The sequence below is a fragment of the Nocardia grenadensis NBRC 108939 genome (assembly GCF_001613445.1).
In the GTDB taxonomy this organism is placed as follows: Bacteria; Actinomycetota; Actinomycetes; order Mycobacteriales; family Mycobacteriaceae; genus Nocardia; species Nocardia grenadensis.
The window spans coordinates 222,688-241,847 of the sequence record NZ_BDCJ01000017.1; the positions used below are offsets into that span (position 1 = coordinate 222,688).

Below are 19,160 nucleotides of genomic sequence, written 5' to 3' on the forward strand. Positions count from 1 at the left end.
GAGACGGGCCGCGAGCACGCCGGATACGTCATTTCCCGCCGAGCACCTCCACGTAGTGGGCATTGCTCATGAGACCGAGCACGTTACCGAACGGGTCCACCACCGAGCCGGTGACGAAACCCGGTCCGCGGGTGGTGATCGGCTCGTATGCGGTGGCACCGAGTTCCAGCAGCCGCTCGTAGGTGGCCGCCAAATCGTCCACGTGCCAGTACAGGATCGCTCCGCCCGGCCCGGGCTCGGCGCGATCCGGCCGGTACGCGCCGTCGATGAGGCCGAATTCGTGCTCGTAATCGCCGACACGGAACTCGTAATACCCCGGCACCGCGAAATAGGGCGGCGCCCCGAGAAATTCCGTGTACCAGTCCCGGGCGGCCGCCAGATCGTCGGCGTAGAAGTTCACGGTGGTCATTCCTCGCAGCATGGTCGTTCTCCTCGGTAGTGGTTTCGAGCCGGTGAATCCATCGTGGCAAGCAAAGTGCTCAACTTCTGAACACTTTTCCGGGCAGAATCGGCACCATGCGAGCTGATCGTCTGGTGGCCACCCTGCTGCTCATGCAGACGCGGGGCCGGGTCACCGCCGCCGAGATCGCGGCCGAACTGGAGGTTTCGGTGGCGACCGCGCGCCGTGATCTGGAAGCGCTCTCGACCGCCGGTGTCCCGGTGTATCCACAGCCGGGACGCGGCGGCGGCTGGCAGCTGGTCGGCGGGGCACGCACCGATCTGAGCGGTTTGACCGCAGGTGAGGCGCGGGCGTTGTTCCTGCTCACCGGCCCGTCTGCGGGTGCGGTACCCGAGGCGCGCTCGGCCCTGCGCAAACTGTTGCGCGCCCTCCCCGCGACCTTCCGCGGCGACGCCGAGGCCGCTGCCGACGCGGTGGTGATCGATCCGGCCGGCTGGGGCCGCACCGAACGCGAACTCCCCGAGACGGTGCGACTGTTACAGCAGGCTGTGGTGCAACGCCGCCGGGTCACGTTGCGGTACCGGGGCCGCGCCGGTACCCACACCGATCGGGTGGTCGATCCGTGGGGCCTGGTGGACAAGGACACCGTCTGGTACCTGCTGGCCGGGACCGAGCACGGTCGCCGGACCTTCCGGGTGGACCGGATCTCGAACGCCGAACCCACCGATCAGGAAGCACACCGGCCCGCCGACCTCGATCTGCCGGCACTGTGGGCCGAGGTCGTCGAACAGATGGAACAGCGCCGCGCGTCCACCTCCGCCACCGTTCTCGTCGGCGAACAGCTGCTGCCGGTGCTGCGCGATCGGCACGGCAGGCACTGCGAGGTCGCCGGGCCCGCGGCCGGCGGCCGGGTCCGGGTCCGGTTCACCGCGCACACGCCACGGGCGATCGCCGAACAACTCGCGGGCTGGGGCGCGACCGTCGAAGTCGTGGAACCGGACTCGGTCCGCCGCGAGCTCGCGGCGCTGGGCGCGGAATTGGTAGAACGCTACGGCGACGGCCGGAAATAACTGCTCATTCGGTGCGCACTTATCGCTGGATGATCGAAGCAGACCACCACACTCCAGCGAGAAGAGGCCCACCTGTGCCCACTACCGACCACACCCGAGCCGCCACCTTCGATGCCGCCGCGGACTACGAGAGGTGGCTTTCGGCGAACCACGCCTCCGCCACCGAGATCTGGTTGAAGATCGCCAAGAAGAACGCGCCCGTCCCCACTGTCACCATCACCGAAGCCCTCGACGTCGCCCTCTGCTACGGCTGGATCGACAGCCACCGCCGCGCCTTCGACGCCGAGTACTACCTCCAGCGTTATTCACCGCGCACCCCCAGGAGCCCGTGGTCGGCGATCAACCGGGGCAAGGCGGAGAGTTTGGCGGCCGCGGGCCGGATGCGGCAGCCGGGATACGCGGCCATCGAATCGGCGAAGGCAGACGGGCGCTGGCCGGAGGACCGTTAGGGGCGGCCGCTCGTGGGCGGATGTCCTGGCCCGCGCTGGCGGGACCTGTCCCGCGCCCGGTCCCGCCGGACGAATCCGGCCGACCGCCGATGGCCGTCGCATCGGGTACCGCGGGCCGCGATCGCCACCCACCGCAGACCGCGCGCCCGATACGCGACGCCGATCGCGCCGCACGCACCCGCCGAGACCGCCACCAACAGCACCAGCCCGAGCAGATACGGAGCGAGGCCGTGCAGAGGTCGTCGGGAGGCGGCGTCGGCCGCCCCTCGCGTACCGGGTGATTCGGTGCCGACCGCGACATTGCGGATATCGGGCTCGGGAACGGGCGGGGCCGGTATCGGCTGTTGCGGCGCGGGCGCGGGACCGGGCGCAGCGGGGGCGGGGACGGCCGGCGCCGGTCGCGCCGGGGACGGTTCGGGGATGCGATTGGTGGCGAGGTCTTCGGCGACCGCGGTGAACCATTTCAGTACCAGGTCGGCGGCGGGACGGCCGTCCGCCGTGTAGCCGGCGTGGAAGTAGTCGCCGTGTTTGCGGACCGTATCCGCATAGCGCAGCCACAGCCCGGGGTCGAGGAGTTCGGCGTTCTCGGCGCTCAGTTGGCCGAGCGCGTTGAAGATCTTGCTGACCAGGTTGAACATGGTGCGCCGCGGTAGCGGGCGGCGCACGGCGGCGATGAGCGCGTCGGTGGCCCGTTCGACACCGGTCAGCGGGTCGGGCGCGGTGGCGATACCGGCGACCTCGGCGGGTTCGAGGGCGACTCCGATGATCGCCAGCAGGGTGTTGAGCGCGCTGGTACCCAGTTTCAGCAGCGCTTCGCGGGTCTGCGGTTCGCTGTCCGAGCGCGGGTCGGCGGCTTCGGCCAGTCGGACGCCGAGCGGTTTCTCAGGTGTCAGCGAGAGGGTGCCCAGGGAGTATCCGCGCAGATCGTGGGTGACGACCGCGGTCGCGGTACGCGAAAGTGTCGAGGAGAAACCGTCGCCGATCGATGCCAGTGCCGCCGCCGGGTCCGACGGGAGCAGTTCGGCCTGGCCGAGGATGTTGACCACCATGTGCAGCAGCGGGGCGTCGGCGGGGGCGTCGCAGGCGAGGTCACCGGGCAGGCACAGCGAGGCGACCCGTCCGGTGAGTTCCCCGAAGTCCGGCGCGATATCACGCAGTGGCCCGATACCGCCGCCCGGCGCGGGATGCTGCGGAAACTCCGGCAGGGCGCCCAGTTCCGCACCCGTGGTACCGGGTGCCGCTTCCGGACGCCCGGCCCCCGGCAGTCCGGGGAACACCGCCGCCCCGGGGGCACGGGTGGGGTCGGCCAGCAGTGCCACGGCGGCGACCCGACCGGCCGGCACCGCGCCTCGGCCGGTCCCTACCTCGCGCGCGAACATCGAAACGACGTGCGCGCCCTGCGAGTAACCGATCAGTCCCAGCTGGGAACCCGGACAGCGCTGGGCGACGTCGGCCGCCATATCGCGCAACCGTCTCAGCCCCTCACTCGCCGAGACGGAATACGGCGCCGTGGTGGCACCGGGTAGCGCGCCGCCGAAACCGGCCAGATAGGGAACATAGGCCCGGCCGACGGCGGGTCCGCTCAATATTTCGGTCAACGGACCCAGCACCTGCGACAGCAGTCCGGCATCCGCGGCCACCGGGGAGTTCGGCGTGGATTCGCCGGTCCCCTGCACGCCGAGCACGAAGAAACCGGGACAGCCCCCGGCTTCGGCCAGCGCCACTTCGACGCCGTCCTGGGCTCCGGCGACCGCGGGTGGTCCGATCGAGAGCGCGGCAACCGCTACCGTCACCGCACCGGCGAGAGCGCGGGACACTCGTTCGGATACCGTGCGGGCGCGGCTCATCCAGACCTCCGAATTGATCAGAACGGCACGACCCCGGACAGCGCCGCGCGGCAATCGACCTCGCGCGGGCCGGTCAGGGAACGAGTAGCGCGATAACGAGATCCAGCACTGTGCCGACGAGCTGTCCCACAACGCTCAGAAGCAACTGAACTCCTCACAGCGAATGCGAACGCACCGGGACGCTTCCGGTGTCCCGGCACGGAAAGAGTTGCTACACCGGAATACCCGCCCCGGCAGTCACCGCGCAGTGACGGACCGGAACGGGCACCCCACAACGAATTCGCCCGCGCGGAAATGCTCGTCAGGTGCAGTGTTCACGAGCACATCCGGCGACAGGGCGACCGGTTCAGAAGAGGGCGGCGCCGAGGGCGCCGACAACACCGGCGAGGCCCGTGACGACGCCACCGACGAGACCGAGCAGACCACCGAGCAGACCCATGTCAATCCTCTTTTCTCTGATTTCGTTGTCCATCCGAGCGGCCGCTCGGACTCTTGCGGTTGCGCTCTCCCCCAAGCCCCCGACAGCCGATGGGCGAGACCTTATATAGCACCCCAACAGCAGTTATGGCTTGAAGCTATGACACATCCATCTTGTATTCGCCGCTGATCGGCAAATGGATGGGCGCAATGTGTAACGAATTCGGCACTCGGAACGATGGCTCCCGCCACTCTCGCGCGCATCGGTGCCGCGCAGGTGGCCGATCACCTGATTTCCCCGGTGTATTCGGAGGTAAACCGCCGGCGCATCCGGTCCTATCGGACCTTTCCGCCACGCGCCGGCACCCTCGACATACTCGCCTCCACCGATGCCGACCGGCCGGCACGACCACCGATCACGAGGCCCGGGCGGGCGACCACTACGGCGTACCGGCCGATGCACCCATCACCGAACTCCTGCCACGCCAGAATTGAGATCGCCACCCGGGCAGGGGGCGTCGGCGCCGAGTGGTAATCGCCGCCCGGCCGGTCGACGGCCCGCGGCCCGGCATTTACCGCGCAACCGTCAAGCGACCGCGATCAGTGCGGCGGCCGCGACCGCCTCCACCCAGAAGTAGAACCAGATGGGATAGAACGCGACCGAGCTGTCCAGTATCCGGGAGACGACCCGGCCGGCGGCCATCCCGGCGAGCGCGACGGCCACCGCCAGCACTACGCCCCGGCCGAGTTCCCCGGTGGCCAGAGCCGCCCAGCCGAGCGCACCGGCGACCGCGAGCCCGAACCCGCCGTACACCGCGCGGACCTCGGAGCGCCCGGTCGCAGTGGTCACGGCGATATCGAAGGGCGCGGTCAGCCTTGCCGGTACGGCGAGCGCGTACAGACCCATTCCCGCGAAAAGAATTGCTGCCCCCAGCAGTACCACCGGCCGCATCACTACCTCCACATTTCGTTTACTGGCCGGCCCATCATCCGCCCGCCCCTCCCGTCCCGGCTTCCGGAAACGTGCTCCCGTGGCACCGAGGGACGGCCACGGCCCCGAACACGCCTCGCGCGACCACCGGACGGCCGGAACTCGGCGGCTCCGAGCACGACGGTCGATGATCTCGGCCGGTCGAGACGCGGGAGGGCGGACCGGCGGTGTCGGTTGCGGTGCGCTCGGGACGGCAACCCGCCACCCGTGGCGAGTCCCCGAGCACCGGTTCCCGGCGCCGAAAGGAGCAGCCCGTGAACCGTTCCGGCCTTGTGACGGAGACGACCGGCGAACTCATCCGCACTCTCGGTCGCGAGGTCGGGAAGGGGCCGCGTGCACTATCCATGGTGCGTCAGTCGGGCGCCAGTCCGCACTGGGTGGACAATGAGGTCTAGCAACGCAGACCTATCAGCTCAGAGGGTGAGGATGGTTTTGCCGAGCGCGGTACGGGCCTCGAATGCGCGGTGGGCCGCCGCGGCTTCGCGCGTACCCTGCGGGCCGATCTGATCGCGCAGATCATCCCCGAAACCGACACCGAATTCCTGGCGCCGGCGATCTTCGCGGGCATGCGCCCCGAGATCACCGATATGCTCGGCGCCCCTCGCCACCGCGCCGGTGTACTGGCCCTGACCGCCCGCATCCTGGCCACCGGCGATCCGTCCTGATCGGCATTCGGCCTCCGGCATGCGCGAACTCGTCGCGGCCGGCGGTATTCTCGCCCGGTCCGCAACAGGCGGTGCCCCGTCCGCTGGACCGGCGACTGCCTCCGATCCGGGCTACTTTGGTGCTGTGAGCGCTTGGGGAGAAATTGTTGTCGGCCTGGTGATCCTGGTCGGCCTCACCGGCATCGTGGTGCCGATTCTGCCGGGGGTGATCCTGATCTTCGGGGCGATCGCCGTCTGGGCCTTCGTCACCGGCGGGACGACAGCGTGGGCGGTACTGGCGGTGAGCACCGTCCTGCTGGTCGTCTCCGGGGTCGTGAAGTACACCTGGCCGGGCCGGAAACTGAAAGAAGCGGGAGTGCCGAACCGGACGCTGCTGCTGGGCGGCCTCGCCGGCATAGTCGGGTTCTTCGTGATCCCGGTGCTCGGACTCTTCGTGGGTTTCGTGGTCGGCGTGTACGTCTCGGAACTACAGCGACTCCCCGATAAGCGGCAGGCGTGGGTGTCGAGCAAACACGCCATCAAGGGTGTCGGCCTCTCGATCCTGGTGGAGTTGCTGGGCGCGTTGCTGGCGAGCGGGGTGTGGGTGGGCGGCGCGATCGCGGCCTGAGCCGGTCCTCAGTCACGAGAGGCCAACTCGTAGCGCAGCGCCCGCAACTCCTCCAACAGTTGGGCCACCGTCCGGTGGCGCGAAGCCGCTCGTCCCGGGCGGACGGCCATTGTCTCAGCTCGTCGAGTATTTCGGTCGCACCCGGGCGCGGGCTTCGAAAGTGGATATGTTTCACCTCGTTGAGGAATTGCCAGAGATGATGCAGTCGTTCCCGTCCGGGATCCAGCGTGGTGAGGAAATCGGTGGGCTCGATATCGCCCAGTTCGCCCCGGATCCCGTGGTGCACAGCGAGTGCTTTGATATGCCAGTGGTCACCGCGATCACGGATGACATCGTCGAGATCCATACCACGCACCGCGTCCGCGGAGATGATGTTCTGTTCGTTGAGCGCGATACGCTTCCGGCCGTTCGGTTCGTTGACGAATATCTCGAACGCGCGCCGGATCAGCGAATATTGCGGGTGCTCCGGATTACGCCGGTGCATCTGCGCGCTGTACCAGATCCGGCCGCCGCCCGGTGAATCGTAGCGAGCGATACTCGCGATGTGCCCGAACACTTCCCGCGACCGCTCTTCGATCGCCTCGCACAGGGGTCTTCGCTCGTCGAATATTGCCCTGGTATCGGCGCGTCCGCCGCCGCCGTGCGATCGGTGTTCCCCGCGCATCTCCCCGCGAAGTAGCGCGGCGGCCCGAAGCTGCTGCTCGGACAGAAGATCGGCCGCGGTCTTCGACGGGTGGGCCGCGCAGTGGGAGATATCTCGGTGCAACAGCCGGGCCGTGCGGTCGACCGCCGCATTCAGCCGGGAGACCAGCCGGCCGTACGCCGCACTCCAGGCCTTGCTCACCGTGACGAGAATACTTCGGCACCTTGGTAACTCGTGATCCGCAACCGGGCACGCGGCTATCGGCGGCGACGAGTCAGCGCGGACCGGGGCGCTTCTGGATGATGGGCAGTGGCCGCGTCGTCCCGTCGTGCGCCGAGAGCCGATCGTCGCGCGGCGGCACGAACAGCGGCAGGGTGGGAGTGGGGTCCTCGGTGGTGCGGTCGATCGCGGGCAGTCCGTAGAACGCGCGGGCATTGTCCTCCAGCACCGCGTTCATATCGGTACCGACCACATCGCAGATCAGCTCCACATCCGATTCCCGGAACGGCCGGCCCGCGCGGGTGCCGGGCAGATCGCTGCCGAACATCAGCGCCGCCGGATCGACCGCATGGATCCGGCGCAGCGCCGTCGCGACATCCATATCGACCCGCCCGAAACCGGTCGCCTTCACTCGCGCACCCCGGTCGACCAGGTCCAGCAGATAGGACAGACCCTCCTCGGACATTCCGAGATGGTCGATGGACACCTTCGGCAGTTTCAGGATCACCGGTTGTAGCGAGGCCAGCATCTGGCCGTCGACATAGATCTCCACATGCCAGCCCGCCAACTCGTAGGCGCGCAGGGCCTGCCGGGTCATACTGGCGATATCCGCGGCCGCGCGTTTGAGGTTGAACCGGACCGCGCGCACGCCGGCCTCGTGCAGGTCGAGGATCTCGGCGTCGGAGGCGTCGGGGTCCAGCCGGGTCACCCCGACCCAGCCGGGACCGAGTTCGGACAGAGCAGCGCGCAGATAGCTCTGATCGTTGCTCTGGAACGAAGCGCTCACCACCGCGCCGCCGGAAGGCCGGAACCGGGACATCCGCCGCCGATAGTCGGCGACGGTGTAGGGCTCCGGTAGGTAGCCTTCGTTCTCGATCAGCGGAAAACGCGGATCGATGATGTGCACATGGGCGTCGAACACTGCTACAGCATGCCTGATAGATCGGGGCGTCCGCTGCTCTCGACCACGGATCGCCGAGCAGCGGACGATAGGTCAGACCTTGTGGGGTTCGCTCGCGCGCAACATATCTTCACGCTCCACGACCTTGACCCGCTCACGGCCCTCGGGCTCGCCGAGGGACCGCTCGTGCGCGTCGAGCCGGTACCAGCCGGCCCAAGTGGTGAACGGGATGCCCCGGCCCTCCAGGAATTCCAGCACGGCCTCGGGCTCCGGGCTCTCGGCCGGCACGAAATCCGTGCTGTCGTCCACCAGGCAGGCGACGGTCTCATTGGCGTCACCCTTGGTGTGGCCGATGAGCCCGACCGGACCGCGCTTGATCCAGCCGGTCACATAGGTGCCGGGCAGGTAGCGGGCGGCCCCGTCGGCGTTCTCGTCGACCAGGACCCGGCCGGCCTCGTTCGGGATGACCCCGGCCTGATCGTCGAAGGGCAGCTCGGAGATGTTCTGCGACAGGTAACCGACAGCCCGGTAGACGGCCTGTACATCCCATTGCTTGAAGGTGCCGGTGCCCTTCACATTGCCGGTGCCGTCGAGCTGGGTGCGCTCGGTACGCAGACCCACGACCTTGCCGTCCTCACCCAGGATCTCCGAAGGCGATTCGAAGAAGTGCAGGAACAGCTTGTGCGGGCGATCGCCCTGGTCGCGGATGGCCCACTGCTCGAGGGTGTTGGCCACCATATCGACCTGCTTCGAATGCCGCCGCGCGGCTTCCGAACCCTCGTCGTAGTCGATGTCCTCCGGATCGACGATCACCTCGATCGTCGGGGAATGGTCGAGCTCGCGCAGCTCCAGCGGAGTGAACTTGGCCTGCGCCGGACCGCGACGGCCGAATACGTGCACCTCGACGGCCTTGTTGTTCTTCAGGCCCGTGTACACGTTCGGCGGGATCTCGGTCGGCAGCAGTTCGTCACCGGTCTTGGCCAGCACCCGCGCCACATCCAGGGCGACATTGCCGACACCGAGTACCGCGACCTTCTCCGCTTCCAGCGGCCAGGTGCGCGGCACGTCCGGATGCCCGTCGTACCAGGACACGAAATCGGCCGCACCGTAGGAGCCGTCCAGGTCGATACCCGGAATCGGCAGCGCCCGGTCGGCGTTGGCGCCGGTGGAGAAGATCACCGCGTCGTAGAAACGACGCAGATCCGACAGCGTGATATCGGTGCCGTAATCGATATTGCCGAGCAGGCGTACCTGCTCCTTGTCCAGCACCTTGTGCAGGGCGGTGACGATGCCCTTGATCCGCGGGTGGTCCGGGGCCACGCCGTAGCGGATCAGTCCGAACGGGGCGGGCATCCGCTCGAACAGATCGATCGAGACGTCCGCATCGGATTTCATCAACGCGTCGGCGGCATAGATACCGGCCGGCCCGGCTCCGACGATCGCGATCCGAAGCGGGCGGTTCGCTTCCTTCTGCTCGGTCATCTGTTACGCGCACCCTTATCGGTCGAAAGAATCACTGGCGTTGTTGTTAGCTTAGGCTAACTTGACGCGCGGCTCGTATGCACCTACTTCGCGTCGTCCGTGGGTGGCTGTTCACCGTTCGTCGTCCCACGTCTTCGCGGGTAGCGCTGTGCTGCGGTACCCGCCCACCCGCGATTCTATCGGGGTGCGGGCACGGTGCGATCCGGGGACCAGGGATGATCGTCGGTATGAGCGATCCCGGAGCGGCCGACGAGCAGCCGACCACCGAATCGGGCGACGACGAGCGACCGCGCTCGATCACCCCGTTCGTCGTGGCCGCGGCGGTCGCGGCCCTGGTCCTGGTCGGTGTACTCATCGCCGGCCTGGTGGCGCCCGCTGAGAAAAATGTCACAGATTCCGACCGGATAGCGGGAGCGGTCCGGGAGTTCGCCGATGTGAGCAACCGCTACGGGCCCGAACCGCCCCGCCAAGCGGTGTGTCCCGGGTTCGTGCCCGCCCGCTCCCCGCTGGCCGGACAGCTGAAACCCGGCGAAACCGGGAAAGATATCGAGATCACGAGATTCGGCCCCGTCCATATCACCGGCGACACCGCGAATATCGAAGTGACCAGCCGTGTGGAAGGCGAGGAACGGACCGCGACCTGGTGGCTGTTCCAGTCCGACGGCGACTGGAAGGTGTGCAACCAACCGGCCGGCTGAGCTCGCCGAAGGCGTCAACCGACGTTTGACACGGCCCGACTGCGCCGGGCAATCTTTTCGATTGGGTCATGAGTACCAGTGCCAAGCCCCGGCTCGCTGGTCGGCAACCCTCCTCCGCGGTGGGGTGCTCCGGGTGACGACCTGGCGCGCATCGATCGGATGCGGCAAGTGCGGTTTCGCAGGAGGTGCCACGTATGAATTACGCAGGGGATATCGGCCCGCAGCAGGCATGGGACCTGCTGACCGGGAATCCGGACGCAGTCCTGGTGGATGTGCGGACCGAAGCCGAATGGAAATTCGTCGGAATACCCGACACCAGCTCTATCGCCAAGCCGACACTGCTGGTCGAGTGGGTCGACGGCACCGGCACCCGCAATACCGAATTCCTGGACCAGCTGCGTGGCGCCCTGTCCGACCACCCCGCGGACGCGCCCGTGCTCTTCCTGTGTCGCTCCGGGCAGCGTTCGGCGCACGCGGCCGACGCCGCTACCGCCGCGGGTATCGCACCCTCCTACAACATCAGCGACGGTTTCGAGGGTCCGCTGGACGAACTCGGGCATCGCGGCGGCGCCGGCTGGCGGGCCCACGGACTGCCCTGGCGGCAGTCGTGATCGGCGGCGGTTCGTTCGAACGGCCGTTACCCGAAGGCGTCGGTCCGGCGACACTGGGTGTGCGCGGCGGTCTGAGCCGTTCGGGATTCGACGAGACCTCCGAGGCCCTGTACCTGAACTCGGGGTTCGTCTACGCCAGTGCCGAAGCGGCCGAGGCCGCGTTCACCGGGGACAACCCGCACTACGTGTACTCCCGCTACGGCAACCCGACGGTGACCACCTTCCAGGAACGGATGCGCCTGCTCGACGGCGCCGAAGCCTGTTTCGCCACCGCCAGCGGTATGGCCGCCGTTTTCGTCGCCCTCGGTGCGCTGCTGAAGGCGGGCGACCGGCTGGTGGCCGCGCGCAGCCTGTTCGGCTCCTGCTTCGTGGTGTGCAACGAGATCCTGCCCCGCTGGGGTGTCGAAACGGTATTCGTCGACGGCGAAGACCTCGACCAGTGGGAAGCGGCGCTGTCCGAACCCACCGCCGCGGTGTTCTTCGAGACTCCGGCCAACCCGATGCAGACCCTGGTCGACGTACGCAAGGTCTGCGAGCTCGCGCATGCCGCGGGCGCGCAGGTGGTCCTGGACAATGTGTTCGCCACCCCGCTGCTACAGCGCGGCTTCGGACTCGGCGCCGACGTGGTGGTCTACTCGGGCACCAAACACATCGACGGACAGGGCCGGGTACTCGGCGGCGCGATCCTCGGCACCGCCGAGTACATCGAAGGCCCGGTCAAGACGCTCATGCGCCACACCGGACCCGCCCTGAGCCCGTTCAACGCCTGGACGCTGCTCAAGGGTCTGGAAACCATGCCGCTGCGGGTCCGTCGGTCCACCGATTCGGCGCTGCGGATCGCGCGCTACCTCGAGGAGCATCCCGCCGTGAGCTGGGTCCGGTATCCGTTCCTGGAATCGCATCCGCAGTACGAGCTGGCGGCCGCGCAGATGAACGGCGGCGGCACCGTGGTGACCTTCGAACTCGCGGCCACCGCGGATCTCGCGAAGAAGCGGGCCTTCGAGGTGCTGAACAAGCTGCGGATCATCGATATCTCCAACAACCTGGGCGACGCGAAAAGCTTGATCACCCATCCGGCGACCACCACCCACCGGGCCATGGGTCCCGAAGGCCGCGCGAGCATCGGCCTCTCGGACGGGGTCGTCCGGGTCTCGATCGGCCTGGAGGACATCGAAGATCTCCTGGGCGACCTGGACCAGGCACTGAGCTGATCGCTTCGAGGTAGTGGATCGCCGGTAGGTGCACCCTGACCGGCGGTCAGGGCTCCAGCCCCACCCACCTCGTCTCCGACCGCCTTTGCGATCGGCCGCACCCGCTCGGCGCCGAGTTCAGCGAGGCTCATAAAGGGTCGAGGCCCGTCCCACCGTTCAGGCCTCGAAGCGCATGCGCGAAGCGCGAGTCTCGAGGCCTGAACGGTGGGACCAAGGGGGCCTCGACCCCGCGCCGCCGGAGGCGGCGCCAAAGACACAGCACCTTCACGAACAAGCCCGCATCTCGACCTTCAGGGCTCACCCTCGACCAGGCCCCGTCCGCGGACGCCGCCCGCTCAGGTCCGCGGATTCGCCGCCGCCTCGGTGAACGGGGTGCGCACCCGGCCGACCAGGTCGGCGACCGAGCTCAGCACGGTGGTCGGCCGGTAGGGGTATTGCTCGACCGACACCTTCGTCGAGATACCGGAGGTCACCAGGATGGTGCGCATACCGGCTTCCATCCCGGAGATCACGTCGGTGTCCATCCGGTCGCCGATCATCACACTGGTCTGGGAGTGGGCGCCGATGCGGCGCAACGCCGAACGCATCATCAGCGGATTCGGTTTGCCGATGTAGTAGGGGTCGCGGCCGGTGGCCCGGGTGATCAGGGCCGCCACCGAACCGGTCGCGGGCAGTACGCCGTCCCGGGACGGGCCGGTCGGGTCGGGGTTGGTGGCGATGAACCGCGCACCCCGCTCGACCAGCCGGATGGCCGTGGTGATCGCCTCGAACGAATAGGTGCGGGTCTCACCCAACACCACGTAATCGGGGTCCACCTCGGTCAGCACATAACCGATCTCGTGCAGTGCGGTCGTGAGTCCGGACTCGCCCACCACGTAGGCGGTGCCGCCGGGCCGCTGCTCGTCGAGGAAACTGGCGGTGGCCAGCGCCGAGGTCCAGATCGAATGCTCCGGGATCTCGAGTCCGGTCTGGCGCAGCCGGGCCTGGAGATCGCGCGGCGTGCGGATCGAATTGTTCGTCAGTACCAGGAACGGAATCTCCTCGGCCCGTAATTCGGCGAGGAACTCGTCGGCGCCGGGCACCATATGGTCTTCGTGCACCAGCACCCCGTCCATATCGGTCAGGTAGGACAGAATCTGGTCATCTGGGCTCACACCATCGATTCTGCGCTCCAGCGGCGCGCGGACCGAGTGCGCCGCGCCCGGGGTGAGGAACGTGACACGAGACGACACCGCCGCGGACCTGTGCGCGTCCACCTACGATCCGCGGTCACCGCATCGGCCGAGGCGGACCCTGGCGCACCTCCGGCCCCGCATGGGCTGCGGGTGGGCTCGGCCCGACGGCGCCTATTAGTGTCGAATCCGGGCCGGAGACGGCCAGACCACAACGCGACAGGAGTGGGCGCAAATGGGTGAACTGAAGCTCGGATACAAAGCATCGGCGGAACAATTCGGACCCCGTGAACTGGTAGAGCTGGCGGTACTGGTCGAGGAACACGGCCTCGACAGCGCCACGGTCAGCGATCATTTCCAGCCGTGGCGGCACAAGGGTGGCCACGCGCCGTTCTCCCTGGCCTGGCTGGCCGCGGCGGGTGAGCGCACCGACCGGATCCTGCTCGGTACCTCGGTACTCACCCCTACCTTCCGGTACAACCCCGCCGTGATCGCGCAGGCGTTCGCGACCCTGGGCTGCCTGTATCCGGGACGGGTGATGTTGGGGGTGGGCACCGGTGAGGCACTCAACGAGATCGCCACCGGTTACTCCGGGGAATGGCCGGAGTTCAAGGAGCGCTTCGCGCGGCTGCGCGAAGCGGTCGACCTGATGCGTGCCCTGTGGACCGGCGCGCGCACCGATTTCGACGGCACCTACTACAAGACGGTCGGCGCCTCCATCTATGACGTCCCCGAAGGCGGGATCCCGGTCTACATCGCCGCCGGCGGCCCGGTGGTGGCCCGGTACGCGGGCCGCGCCGGCGACGGGTTCATCTGTACCTCCGGTAAAGGCATGGAGCTGTACACGGAGAAACTGATGCCGGCGGTGGCCGAAGGCGCGGCGAAGGTGGACCGCGAGGTCGGCACGATCGACCGGATGATCGAGATCAAGATCTCCTACGACACCGACCCCGAACTCGCGCTGGAGAACACCCGCTTCTGGGCCCCGCTGTCGCTGACCCCCGAGCAGAAGCACAGCATCCACGACCCGATCGAGATGGAGGAAGCGGCCGACGCGCTGCCGATCGAGCAGATCGCCAAACGCTGGATCGTCGCCAGCGATCCCGACCAGGCGGTCGAACTGATCCAGCCGTACGTCGACGCGGGCCTGAACCACCTGGTCTTCCACGCTCCGGGTCACGACCAGAAACGCTTCCTGGACCTGTTCCAGCGCGACCTGGCGCCCCGGTTGCGGAAACTGGGGTAGCGGACAGCGGACGCGGGGGGTCGTCCCGGTCAGCACGTCGCGCCACCCGAGCAGGTGTCCGCTCCCGGTCGGCGCACCACCCGGGACCGACCTTCGCGAACAGCCGCACACCCCCTGTGCCGAGTTCAGCGAGGCCCTGAAAGGGTCGAGGCCCGCGTCCCGCCCCTTGGCCGAAGCTGTCGACGGCTCCCACTCCGCGAACGGCGGACCGTACATCGCAGGAGCCGAAAGCTCGAGTCCCGAGGCCTGAACGGCGGGACCAGGGGGCCTCGGCCCCGCGACGCCGCAGACGTCGCAATGAACACAGCTAGGCTCTCAACCATGGCCGAGGTAGCTGCGTCCAGTGTGTACATCGCGTCGCCGGAGGGCGATACCGGTAAGTCGACCGTGGCGCTCGGCGCGCTGCAGATGCTGTGCGCGACCGCCGCGCGGGTAGGGGTCTTCCGGCCGATCACCCGTTCGGCCACCGAACCGGATTACATTCTCGAGCTGCTGCTCGAGCACAGCACCGCCGATATCGAGTACCGGCAGGCGGTGGGGGTCGGCTACGAACAGGTGCACGCCGACCCGGATGCCGCGATCTCCGAGATCGTCATGCGGTATCACGAGGTGGCCGCGGTATGTGACGCCGTGGTGATCGTGGGCAGCGACTACACCGATGTGGCGAGTCCCAGCGAGCTGCGGTTCAACGCCCGGATCGCGGTGAATCTGGGAGCGCCGGTGCTGCTGGTGGTGCGCGGGGCGGGCCGGTCGGCCGTGGAGGTCGAGCAGCTCGTGGAACTGTGCACCACCGAGCTGAAGTCCGAGCACGCGCAGCTGGTGGCCGTGGTCGCGAACCGCTGCGCGCCCGGCGAACTCGAGGTGGTCCGGGAGGCGCTGGCGCCCTTCGGGGTGCCGTCGTGGAGTCTGCCGGAGGTGCCGCTGTTGATCGCGCCCACCATGGCGGAGTTGCGCGAGGCGCTGGACGGCGAGATGTACAGCGGCGACCCCGAACTGCTGGACCGGGAGGCACTGGGGGTGATGGTCGGCGGGATGACCGCGGAACATATCCTGGAGCGGCTCTTCGACGGTGTGGTGGTGATCGCTCCCGGCGATCGCTCCGATGTGCTGCTCAGTGTGGTCAACGCCCATGAGGCGGAGAGTTTCCCGTCGCTGGCCGGGATCATCATGAACGGCGGGCTGCTCCCGCATCCGGCGGTCGCCCGGCTCATCACCGGGCTCAAACCGCGATTACCCATCCTGACCACGGATCTGGGCACCTACGAGACCGCCGGGGTGGCGCATCGCACCCGCGGCCGGATGTCGGCGCACAATCCGCGCAAGGTGGATACGGCGCTGGCGCTGATGGAAACCCATGTGGACGCCCCGGATTTCCTGCGCCGGCTGGAGGTCCCGCGGTCCAGTGTGGTGACCCCGCAGATGTTCGAATACCAGCTCATCGAACGTGCCCGTGCGGACCGTAAGACGATCGTGCTGCCCGAGGGCGATGACGACCGGGTGCTGCGGGCGGCGGGCCGGGTGCTGCAACGCAAGATCGCGGATCTGATCATCCTCGGTGACGAGACGGCGGTCCGGGCCCGGGCCGCGGAGCTGGGCGTGGATATCGCCGGCGCGCGGGTGCTCGACCCGCGAACCTCGGAACATCTCGCTGATTTCGCCCGCGAGTACACGGAATTGCGCAAACACAAGGGGATGACCCTGGAACGGGCCCGGGAGACCGTCGCCGATATCTCCTACTTCGGCACCATGATGGTGCATCGGGGGATCGCCGACGGCATGGTGTCCGGGGCGGCGCACACCACCGCGCATACGATTCGGCCCTCGTTCGAGATCATCAGAACGGTACCCGGGGTCTCGACGGTGTCGAGTGTGTTCCTCATGTGCCTGTCCGACCGCGTGTTGGCCTACGGCGACTGCGCGGTGGTGCCGGATCCGAGTTCCGAACAGCTCGCCGATATCGCCGTGTCCTCGGCCGCCACCGCGACCAGGTTCGGGATCGACGCCCGGGTGGCCATGCTCTCCTATTCGACCGGTGAATCCGGTAGCGGCGCGGATGTGGACAAAGTGCGGGTGGCGACGGGGCTGGTCCGGGAGCGGGCGCCCGAACTGCTGGTCGAGGGGCCCATCCAGTACGACGCGGCTGTCGAACCCACCGTCGCCGATGCCAAACTTCCCGGCTCCGAGGTGGCCGGCCGCGCTACGGTTTTCATCTTTCCCGACCTCAATACCGGCAACAACACCTATAAGGCGGTGCAGCGCAGCGCGGGTGCGGTCGCGATCGGGCCGGTGCTGCAGGGGTTACGTAAACCGGTGAACGACTTGTCCCGCGGCGCACTGGTCACCGATATCGTGAACACGGTGGCCATCACCGCTATCCAGGCACAGCACCAGTGATCGCGCCGCGGTCCGTGGAGGAGCAGACAGCGGTGGACGGCGACCTGGTGCTGGTGGTCAATTCCGGTTCGTCCTCGATCAAATATCAACTCGTCGCGCCGGAATCGGGCACCGTGGTGGCGGCCGGACTGATGGAGCGGATCGGTGAGAGCGGCGGCGGCGCGCTCGAACACACCGCCGACGGACGGACCCTTTCCGACCACGTCACCATTCCCGATCATACGGCCGGGTTGCGCCTGGCGTTCGAGAAGTTCGCCGAGACCGGGCACGATCTGGCGAGCGCGGGCGTCACCGCGGTCGGGCACCGGGTCGTCCACGGCGGTGAGGTGTTCTACCGGCCCACGCTCGTCGACGACCGGGTACTGGCCACCATCGACGAGTTGTCGGCGCTGGCACCGCTGCACAATCCGGCGAACGTGCGCGGGATCGAGGCGGTGCGCACCCTGCTGCCCGGCGTCCCGCAGGTCGCGGTGTTCGATACCGCGTTCTTCCACGGGTTGCCCGACGCCGCCAAGACCTACGCGATCGACGCGCAGGTCGCGGCCGCGCACGGTATCCGCCGGTACGGTTTCCACGGCACCTCGCACGAATATGTCTCGGGCCGTGTCGCCGAATTCCTGGGCCGGCCGGCCGAGTCACTGAAACAGATCGTGTTCCATCTCGGCAACGGCGCGTCCGTCTCGGCGCTGCGGGGCGGGCGGCCGGTGGACACCAGCATGGGGTTGACGCCGCTGGAGGGCCTGGTGATGGGGACGCGACCCGGGGATCTGGACCCCGGGATCATTCTGCATCTCATGCGCACCGTGCAGCTGGACGTCGACGGCGTCGACCGCCTGCTCAACCGTCGTTCGGGCCTGCGTGGGATGGCGGGGGTCAACGACTTCCGGGAATTGCGGCGGCTCATCGGCGAAGGCCACGAGCCGGCCCGGCTGGCCTACGACGTCTACGTGCACCGTCTCCGCCACTACCTCGGTGCGTATCTGATCGAACTCGGTGGGGTCGACGCGATCACGTTCACGGCCGGGGTCGGCGAGAACAATCCGGACGTGCGCGCCGACGCGCTGGCCGGCCTGTCCGGGTTCGGGATCGCGGTGGACCACGATCGCAATACGGCGCCGGAGCGGACCGCGCGGCGGATCTCCCCGCCGGACGCGAAGGTGGATGTCCTGGTGGTGCCGACGAACGAGGAACTCGCCATCGCCCGCGCGGCCGCCGCCCTGACCGAAAAGGCCTGACCCCACCGCGTTTCAGTAGCAGGTGAGCGGCTGTAGCGAATCACCGGCCTGCGGTCCCAGCGTCGCGTAGGCCGTCGCGATGGCGGTCACCGCGCGCCGCAGTTCGGGTTCGGGGCTGGTGTAGGGCAGCCGCAGGAAACGTTCGAACGCCCCCTGGACCCCGAATCGGGGGCCCGCCGCCAGCAGCACTCCATGATTCGGCGCGGTGGCGGCCAGCGCCGTGGACACCGGCGTGGGCAGCTGCGCCCACACCGACATCCCGCCGACCCCGGGCAGCGCGTACCAGCCGGGCAATTCCTCGGCCATGGCCGCCAGCAATGCCTCCCGCTGGCTACGCAACTGCGCGCGGCGGCGCTCGAGAATCGGGTCGGCGTGCTCGAGCAGGTGGACCGCGGCCAGCTGATCCATCACCGGGGTGCCCAGGTCGACGGTCGCGCGGATACCGAGCAGCCGGGTGATCAGCGATTCCGAGGTCCGGATCCAGCCCACCCGCAGTCCGCCCCAGAAGGATTTCGAGGCCGAGCCGATGGTGACCACCTCCGCCCCCTTCGCGAACGCGGCGACCGGCGAGACCGGCGCCTGCGCGCCCAACGACAGATCGGCCATGGACTCGTCGATGATCAGGGTCATCCGGGTGTCCCGGGCGATGGCGGCCAGTTCGGCGCGGGCCGTGTCGTCCATCAGGAAACCGGTGGGATTGTTGTGGTCGGGGACGAGATAGGCCAGCGAGGCGGCGGTCTGCCGGGCGGCGCTGCGCAGCCCGTCGAGGTCCCAGGCGGCCGCCGGATCCTCCAGGCGCAGCGGAACCGGAACCGGGCGCGCGCCCACATCCCGGATGGCTTCGATGGCGTTGGGGTAGGTGGGGTGATCGATGAGGACCCGGCCCGCGGTCGGAGCCAGCA

General features: G+C 68.3%; 19 protein-coding genes and 1 riboswitch. Of the genes, 12 read left to right on the forward strand and 7 right to left on the reverse strand.

The window, feature by feature from the left end; all coding sequences use genetic code 11:
• Positions 1–28 precede the first annotated feature (28 nt).
• A complete protein-coding gene (locus NGR01S_RS18650) occupies positions 29–421 on the reverse strand; it encodes a VOC family protein (RefSeq protein WP_063038480.1) in 393 nt (130 codons plus the stop codon).
• A gap of 95 nt (positions 422–516) precedes the next feature.
• Here NGR01S_RS18650 and NGR01S_RS18655 point away from each other — a divergent pair, with 95 nt between their 5' ends.
• Together NGR01S_RS18655 and NGR01S_RS18660 are read left to right on the forward strand one after the other, a co-directional pair.
• Positions 517–1,470 carry a helix-turn-helix transcriptional regulator gene (locus tag NGR01S_RS18655; protein WP_063038482.1) on the forward strand — a complete coding sequence of 318 codons (954 nt, stop codon included), beginning with the start codon at positions 517–519 and terminating at the stop codon, positions 1,468–1,470.
• Between the two features lie 74 nt (positions 1,471–1,544).
• A complete protein-coding gene (locus tag NGR01S_RS18660; protein WP_063038484.1) occupies positions 1,545–1,919 on the forward strand; it encodes a YdeI/OmpD-associated family protein in 375 nt (124 codons plus the stop codon).
• On the opposite strand, the gene NGR01S_RS18665 is transcribed toward NGR01S_RS18660, so the two are convergent.
• Positions 1,916–3,766 carry a cutinase family protein gene (locus tag NGR01S_RS18665; RefSeq protein ID WP_157107319.1) on the reverse strand — a complete coding sequence of 617 codons (1,851 nt, stop codon included), beginning with the start codon at positions 3,764–3,766 and terminating at the stop codon, positions 1,916–1,918. The genes NGR01S_RS18660 and NGR01S_RS18665 overlap by 4 nt on opposite strands.
• Positions 3,767–4,769: 1,003 nt before the next feature.
• Positions 4,770–5,135, reverse strand: coding sequence for a DUF4345 family protein (locus tag NGR01S_RS18675; RefSeq protein WP_063038490.1), 366 nt, complete (start codon positions 5,133–5,135; stop codon positions 4,770–4,772).
• A 293-nt stretch (positions 5,136–5,428) separates the two neighbouring features.
• Between NGR01S_RS18675 and NGR01S_RS31050 the strand changes: the two genes are divergently transcribed.
• The 4 genes from NGR01S_RS31050 to NGR01S_RS18690 all read left to right on the forward strand — a co-directional run bounded on the left by NGR01S_RS31050 (position 5,429) and on the right by NGR01S_RS18690 (position 6,966).
• On the forward strand, positions 5,429–5,569 hold the full coding sequence (locus NGR01S_RS31050; RefSeq protein ID WP_157107320.1) for a hypothetical protein: 141 nt from the start codon (positions 5,429–5,431) through the stop codon (positions 5,567–5,569).
• 69 nt (positions 5,570–5,638) lie between these two features.
• On the forward strand, positions 5,639–5,839 hold the full coding sequence (locus NGR01S_RS18680; RefSeq protein WP_063038492.1) for a hypothetical protein: 201 nt from the start codon (positions 5,639–5,641) through the stop codon (positions 5,837–5,839).
• 124 nt (positions 5,840–5,963) lie between these two features.
• Positions 5,964–6,446: a DUF456 domain-containing protein gene (locus NGR01S_RS18685; protein ID WP_063038494.1), complete on the forward strand. Its 483-nt coding sequence runs from the start codon at positions 5,964–5,966 to the stop codon at positions 6,444–6,446.
• A gap of 109 nt (positions 6,447–6,555) precedes the next feature.
• Entirely contained in the window at positions 6,556–6,966 is a 411-nt protein-coding gene (locus tag NGR01S_RS18690) for a hypothetical protein (protein WP_157107321.1), read from the forward strand.
• A 397-nt stretch (positions 6,967–7,363) separates the two neighbouring features.
• Here NGR01S_RS18690 and NGR01S_RS18695 read toward each other — a convergent pair whose 3' ends face one another.
• A complete protein-coding gene (locus NGR01S_RS18695) occupies positions 7,364–8,230 on the reverse strand; it encodes an amidohydrolase family protein (protein ID WP_063038498.1) in 867 nt (288 codons plus the stop codon).
• 72 nt (positions 8,231–8,302) lie between these two features.
• Complete coding sequence (locus tag NGR01S_RS18700; RefSeq protein WP_063038500.1) at positions 8,303–9,691, reverse strand: FAD-dependent oxidoreductase; 1,389 nt, start codon at positions 9,689–9,691, stop codon at positions 8,303–8,305.
• A 227-nt stretch (positions 9,692–9,918) separates the two neighbouring features.
• On the opposite strand from NGR01S_RS18700, the gene NGR01S_RS18705 reads away from it, so the two are divergent.
• The 3 genes from NGR01S_RS18705 (at position 9,919) to NGR01S_RS18715 (ending at position 12,211) form a co-directional block, all read left to right on the forward strand.
• Positions 9,919–10,389 (forward strand): Rv0361 family membrane protein, encoded by a 471-nt coding sequence (locus NGR01S_RS18705; protein ID WP_157107322.1) that lies wholly within the window; start codon positions 9,919–9,921, stop codon positions 10,387–10,389.
• Positions 10,390–10,453: 64 nt separating this feature from the next.
• Positions 10,454–10,566, forward strand: a riboswitch (SAM riboswitch).
• 17 nt (positions 10,567–10,583) lie between these two features.
• On the forward strand, positions 10,584–11,000 hold the full coding sequence (locus tag NGR01S_RS18710; protein ID WP_063038504.1) for a rhodanese-like domain-containing protein: 417 nt from the start codon (positions 10,584–10,586) through the stop codon (positions 10,998–11,000).
• On the forward strand, positions 10,997–12,211 hold the full coding sequence (locus NGR01S_RS18715) for an O-succinylhomoserine sulfhydrylase (RefSeq protein WP_063038506.1): 1,215 nt from the start codon (positions 10,997–10,999) through the stop codon (positions 12,209–12,211). The genes NGR01S_RS18710 and NGR01S_RS18715 overlap by 4 nt, the downstream gene beginning before the upstream one ends.
• A 335-nt stretch (positions 12,212–12,546) precedes the next feature.
• Here the strand turns inward: NGR01S_RS18715 and NGR01S_RS18720 are convergent, their stop codons facing one another.
• Complete coding sequence (locus tag NGR01S_RS18720; RefSeq protein WP_084481379.1) at positions 12,547–13,326, reverse strand: HAD-IIA family hydrolase; 780 nt, start codon at positions 13,324–13,326, stop codon at positions 12,547–12,549.
• 292 nt (positions 13,327–13,618) lie between these two features.
• Between NGR01S_RS18720 and fgd the strand changes: the two genes are divergently transcribed.
• From fgd to NGR01S_RS18735, 3 genes are all read left to right on the forward strand, one after another.
• A complete protein-coding gene (gene fgd / locus NGR01S_RS18725; RefSeq protein ID WP_063038508.1) occupies positions 13,619–14,629 on the forward strand; it encodes a glucose-6-phosphate dehydrogenase (coenzyme-F420) in 1,011 nt (336 codons plus the stop codon).
• Positions 14,630–14,950: 321 nt separating this feature from the next.
• Positions 14,951–17,023 (forward strand): phosphate acetyltransferase, encoded by a 2,073-nt coding sequence (pta, locus tag NGR01S_RS18730; protein WP_063038510.1) that lies wholly within the window; start codon positions 14,951–14,953, stop codon positions 17,021–17,023.
• A gap of 14 nt (positions 17,024–17,037) precedes the next feature.
• Positions 17,038–18,258, forward strand: coding sequence for an acetate kinase (locus NGR01S_RS18735; protein WP_245664661.1), 1,221 nt, complete (start codon positions 17,038–17,040; stop codon positions 18,256–18,258).
• A 12-nt stretch (positions 18,259–18,270) separates the two neighbouring features.
• Here the strand turns inward: NGR01S_RS18735 and NGR01S_RS18740 are convergent.
• Positions 18,271–19,160, reverse strand: an 890-nt coding sequence (locus tag NGR01S_RS18740; protein ID WP_157107323.1) for an aminotransferase-like domain-containing protein, incomplete at its 5' end; no start/stop codon positions are given.

What these genes read in the sequence shown, in the direction of transcription:
- NGR01S_RS18705 (WP_157107322.1), top strand. Translation starts at nt 9,919, where the DNA reads ATGAGCGATCCCGGAGCGGCCGACGAGCAGCCGACCACCGAATCGGGC.
- fgd (WP_063038508.1), top strand. Translation starts at nt 13,619, where the DNA reads ATGGGTGAACTGAAGCTCGGATACAAAGCATCGGCGGAACAATTCGGA.
- NGR01S_RS18710 (WP_063038504.1), top strand. Translation starts at nt 10,584, where the DNA reads ATGAATTACGCAGGGGATATCGGCCCGCAGCAGGCATGGGACCTGCTG.
- NGR01S_RS18655 (WP_063038482.1), top strand. Translation starts at nt 517, where the DNA reads ATGCGAGCTGATCGTCTGGTGGCCACCCTGCTGCTCATGCAGACGCGG.
- NGR01S_RS18665 (WP_157107319.1), bottom strand. Translation starts at nt 3,766, where the DNA reads ATGAGCCGCGCCCGCACGGTATCCGAACGAGTGTCCCGCGCTCTCGCC.
- NGR01S_RS18700 (WP_063038500.1), bottom strand. Translation starts at nt 9,691, where the DNA reads ATGACCGAGCAGAAGGAAGCGAACCGCCCGCTTCGGATCGCGATCGTC.
- NGR01S_RS18650 (WP_063038480.1), bottom strand. Translation starts at nt 421, where the DNA reads ATGCTGCGAGGAATGACCACCGTGAACTTCTACGCCGACGATCTGGCG.
- NGR01S_RS18720 (WP_084481379.1), bottom strand. Translation starts at nt 13,326, where the DNA reads ATGGACGGGGTGCTGGTGCACGAAGACCATATGGTGCCCGGCGCCGAC.
- NGR01S_RS18675 (WP_063038490.1), bottom strand. Translation starts at nt 5,135, where the DNA reads ATGCGGCCGGTGGTACTGCTGGGGGCAGCAATTCTTTTCGCGGGAATG.
- pta (WP_063038510.1), top strand. Translation starts at nt 14,951, where the DNA reads ATGGCCGAGGTAGCTGCGTCCAGTGTGTACATCGCGTCGCCGGAGGGC.